Below are 4,245 nucleotides of genomic sequence, written 5' to 3' on the forward strand. Positions count from 1 at the left end.
GCCCCCGCGGGGCGGGGGGGCCGGTGGTCCCCCCCCGGTCCCCCGGTCTGCCCCGCCCCCCGCGCGGCCGGCCAACCGGGCCCGCCCCGCGACAGCGCCCGCGACGGAGAGCAATGGACTGGGTGCATCGTGCACGGACACCCCATTCACTCTAGGCGTGTCCGCGTCCTCGCGCCCGCACCGGTACCGCGATTCCGGTGAAATCGGTGGCGGAAACTCGCGATTGGCGTAGGCAAACTCGCGATTGGCGTAGGCAACGGCAAGCCGTTCCGCCTAGGCTCGACGCATGGTAGATCGAGTTCTTGTCACCCTCGACGGCATCGTCCGCGACGCCGACGAGCCGCTGCTGTTCGCCGACGACATCGGGGTGCTGCGCGGCGACGGCGTCTTCGAGACGGTGCTGGTGCGCGATGGCGAACCGTGTGCGCTCGAATTCCATCTCGGCAGGCTCCGTCGCTCCTCGCAGGCGCTCGATCTACCCGAGCCCGAACTGGCGAAGTGGCGCGAGGCCGCGCAGATCGCCGCCAAGGAGTGGGGCGAGGAGCGCGAGGGCGTGCTCCGGCTGGTCCTCACCCGCGGCCGCGACTCCGAACTGCACGCGCCCTCCCCGGTCACCTCGGGCGATCTCGCCGAGGCGGTGCCGGTGCCCACCGCCTATGTGCTGGTCACCCCGGTGCCCGAGCGGGTCGAGCGGGCCCGCGAGGAAGGGGTGTCGGTGGTGACGCTCGCCCGTGGCATCTCGATCGATCTGGCCCAGGCCGCGCCCTGGCAGCTGCTGGGCGCCAAGACGCTGTCGTACGCGACGAACATGGCGGCGCTGCGGTTCGCCCACCGGATGGGCGCCGACGACGTGATCTTCACCAGCACCGAGAACCGGGTGCTCGAGGGCCCGCGCTCGACGGTGGTGATCGCCAGGGACAAGGAGCTGATCACCCCGCCCGCCAAGAACGGCGTGCTGCCCGGCGTCACCCAGCGCGCGCTGTTCAACGAGGCGGCCAAAGCGGGCTGGGAGTGCCGTTACGCCCCGCTGTTCACCGCCGACCTGCTGACCTGCGACAGCATCTGGATGCTGTCGAGCATCACGCTGGCCGCGCGGGTCAATTCGCTGGACGGCCTTCGGATGTCGGCGCCGGACAACGCCGAGGAGATCATCGAGCTGGTCGATCGCGGTATCGAGCGCGGCGGGGCCATCGGCGACTGGTGACGCCCGTCGCGCGGGGGCGCGCGGGTGACCTTCGAACCCCGGCGGCGTGACGTTGCGCACCAGCGCCGCGCCGCCGGTTTCGTCGTACGCTGAAAGCCCTGGTCGCGCGTCTTCCACGGCTGGGAGGGCGGATACGTCGCCCTCGTCTCGTGACGAGCGCCTCGTTCTCGTTACCGACGAGTAGACGTAGGCTGGACTACGACAGTGCGTAGTAGTGGGGTTACGGAGGTTCGGATGGACGTGCTGGACCTGTCACGGTGGCAATTCGGTATCACCACCGTCTATCACTTCATGTTCGTCCCGCTCACCATCGGTCTCGCCCCGCTCGTCGCGGGTATGCAGACCGCCTGGGTGATCACGGGCAACGAACGCTGGTACCGGCTGACGAAATTCTTCGGCAAACTGTTCCTGATCAATTTCGCCCTCGGCGTCGCCACGGGCATCGTGCAGGAATTCCAGTTCGGTATGAACTGGAGCGAATACTCCCGGTTCGTCGGTGACGTGTTCGGCGCGCCGCTGGCCCTGGAGGCGCTGGTCGCCTTCTTCATGGAATCGACCTTCATCGGCCTGTGGATCTTCGGCTGGACCAGGCTGCCCAAGCTCGTGCACCTGGCGACCATCTGGATGGTCGCGATCGGCGTGAACGCCTCGGCCTACTTCATCGTCGCCGCCAACTCGTTCATGCAGCACCCGGTCGGCGCCCGCTACAACCCCGAACGCGGCCGCGCCGAGCTGACCAGCATCTGGGAGGTGCTGACCAACAACACCACCCTGGCGGCGTTCCCGCACGTCATCGCCGGGTCGTTCCTGGTGGCGGGCACCTTCGTCGCGGGCATCGCGGGCTGGTGGATGGTGCGCAACGCGCGCGGCGGCAAGCAGGCCGAGGCCCGCGCCATGTGGCGGCCGGCGAGCAAGCTCGGCGCGTGGGTGATCCTGGTGTCGATGGTCGGCCTGGTGATCTCGGGCGACATCCAGGGCAAGCTGATGTTCGACCAGCAGCCGATGAAGATGGCTTCGGCGGAATCGCTGTGCCACACCGAGACCGACCCGGACTTCTCGGTGCTGACCGTCGGCACGCACAACAACTGCGACGGCGTCACCCACCTCATCGAGGTGCCCTACGTGCTGCCCTACCTGGCCGAGGGCCAGTTCACCGGCATCACCCTCGACGGTGTCGAGGATCTGCAGCAGGCCTACGTGGACAAGTTCGGCCCCGGCGACTACCGGCCCAACCTGTTCGTCACCTACTGGTCGTTCCGCGCCATGATCGGCCTGTCGGCGGGCGCGCTGCTGCTCGTGGTGGCCGGCTGGTGGGTGACCAGGCGCGACCGGGTGCCCGACCAGCGCTGGTATGCCTGGCTGAGCATCCTGGCCATCCCCACCCCGTTCCTGGCCAACAGCGCGGGCTGGATCTTCACCGAGATGGGCCGCCAGCCGTGGGTGGTCGCGCCCAACCCGACCGGCGACCCGCTGCTGCGGATGACCGTGCAGCAGGGCGTGTCCGGCCACTCGGCGAGCACCGTGGTCATCTCGCTGCTGGTCTTCACCCTGCTCTACGGCGCGCTCGCGGTGGCGTGGTTCTACCTGATGCGCCGCTACGTGATCGAGGGCCCGGAGCGGGCGCACGCCCCCGAGCCGCGCGATCCCGGCGGTCCCGGCGGTGACCGGGACGAGGCCGAGCCCGCCGTCGAACAACTGTCGTTCGCCTACTGAGGAGCCAGGCAATGAGTCTCGCGGAATTCTGGTTCGTGCTGATCGGCGTCCTGTTCACCGGCTACTTCGTGCTGGAGGGCTTCGACTTCGGCGTCGGCATGCTCATGCCCTTCCTCGGCAGGGGTGAGGACGCGCGCAGGCGCGTGGTGCTCAACACCATCGGCCCGGTGTGGGACGGCAACGAGGTCTGGCTCATCACCGCGGGCGGCGCCATGTTCGCCGCCTTCCCCGAGTGGTACGCCAGTGTGTTCTCCGGCTTCTACTTCGCGCTGCTGCTGGTGCTGGTCGGCCTGATCCTGCGCATCTGCGCCATCGAGTGGCGCGGCAAGATCGACGACCCGCGCTGGCGCGCCCGCTGCGACATCGGCATCGGCATCGGCTCGTGGGTGCCCGCGCTGGCCTGGGGCTGGCTGTTCGCCAACCTGGTGCGCGGCGTGCCGCTGGACGAGGACAAGCAGATCACCGGCTCGCTCGCCGACCTGTTCGGCCCGTACGCGCTGCTCGGCGGCCTGACCACCGGCCTGCTGTTCGCGCTGCACGGCGCGATCTTCCTCTCGCTCAAGACCGGCGGGCAGGTGCGCGCGGACGCGGTGCGCGTCGCCAAGGGCCTGATCGTCCCGGCCGCGCTGGTCGTCGCCGCCTTCGGCATCTGGACCCAGCTCTCGCTCGGCGCGGACTGGACCTGGATTCCGCTGGGGCTGGCCGTGGCCGGGCTGGTGGTGGCCGCGGTGGCGGTCTTCGCCGACCGGGACGGCTGGGCGTTCACCGGCACCGCGCTGACCATCGCGGCGGCCACCGTGCTGCTGTTCGGCTCGCTGTTCCCGAACGTGTTGCCCTCCACCATCGCGGAGGCCTTTTCGCTGACCGTGGACAACGCCTCGTCGACGCCGTACACCCTGAAGGTGATGAGCTGGGCCGCGATCGTGGTGACCCCGGTGGTGCTCGGCTACCAGGGCTGGACCTACTGGGTCTTCCGCAAGCGGCTGACCGTCGAGCAGATCCCCGCCCCGATCGGCCTCACCCCGCGCGTGGGCAGGGGCTGACCGGACATGGCCCGCCCGCCCGTCGACCCCCGGCTGTGGCGCCACGCCCGCTCGGCCCGGCGCTACCTGGCCTGGAGCGTCGGGCTGTCGGTGCTGACCACGATGTGCATCGTGGTGACCGCCGTGGCGCTGAGCCGAGTGCTGGCCGGCCTGATCACCGATCCCGCGCGGCGCGGGGGGGGGGGGGGCGGGGCCAGGGCGGGATCGGTGCCCCGGTGATCGGCGGGGGGGGGCCCCAGGTGGGGGGCGAGAACGGGGCGGGCGTCGGGGCGGTCGTAGGCGGGG

General features: G+C 70.1%; 4 protein-coding genes. All 4 read left to right on the plus strand.

Annotation, left to right across the window (positions count from 1 at the left end; genetic code table 11):
- Positions 1–286: 286 nt before the first annotated feature.
- Positions 287–1,204 (plus strand): aminodeoxychorismate lyase, encoded by a 918-nt coding sequence (locus QH283_RS28990; RefSeq protein WP_280506108.1) that lies wholly within the window; start codon positions 287–289, stop codon positions 1,202–1,204.
- A 234-nt stretch (positions 1,205–1,438) separates the two neighbouring features.
- The gene (locus tag QH283_RS28995) at positions 1,439–2,917 is read left to right on the plus strand and encodes a cytochrome ubiquinol oxidase subunit I (protein WP_280506109.1); all 1,479 of its coding nucleotides are present in this window, start codon (positions 1,439–1,441) and stop codon (positions 2,915–2,917) included.
- Between the two features lie 11 nt (positions 2,918–2,928).
- Positions 2,929–3,960, plus strand: a complete 1,032-nt coding sequence (gene cydB, locus QH283_RS29000) for a cytochrome d ubiquinol oxidase subunit II (protein ID WP_280506110.1) — start codon at positions 2,929–2,931, stop codon at positions 3,958–3,960.
- A gap of 6 nt (positions 3,961–3,966) precedes the next feature.
- On the plus strand, positions 3,967–4,179 hold the full coding sequence (locus tag QH283_RS29005) for a hypothetical protein (protein WP_280506111.1): 213 nt from the start codon (positions 3,967–3,969) through the stop codon (positions 4,177–4,179).
- Positions 4,180–4,245 lie beyond the last annotated feature (66 nt).

The organism is Nocardia farcinica, assembly GCF_029867845.1.
Taxonomy (GTDB): Bacteria; Actinomycetota; Actinomycetes; order Mycobacteriales; family Mycobacteriaceae; genus Nocardia; species Nocardia farcinica_A.

Coding starts and splice junctions, on each gene's coding strand:
- QH283_RS28990 (WP_280506108.1), top strand. CDS start 287: ATGGTAGATCGAGTTCTTGTCACCCTCGACGGCATCGTCCGCGACGCC.
- QH283_RS28995 (WP_280506109.1), top strand. CDS start 1,439: ATGGACGTGCTGGACCTGTCACGGTGGCAATTCGGTATCACCACCGTC.
- cydB (WP_280506110.1), top strand. CDS start 2,929: ATGAGTCTCGCGGAATTCTGGTTCGTGCTGATCGGCGTCCTGTTCACC.
- QH283_RS29005 (WP_280506111.1), top strand. CDS start 3,967: ATGGCCCGCCCGCCCGTCGACCCCCGGCTGTGGCGCCACGCCCGCTCG.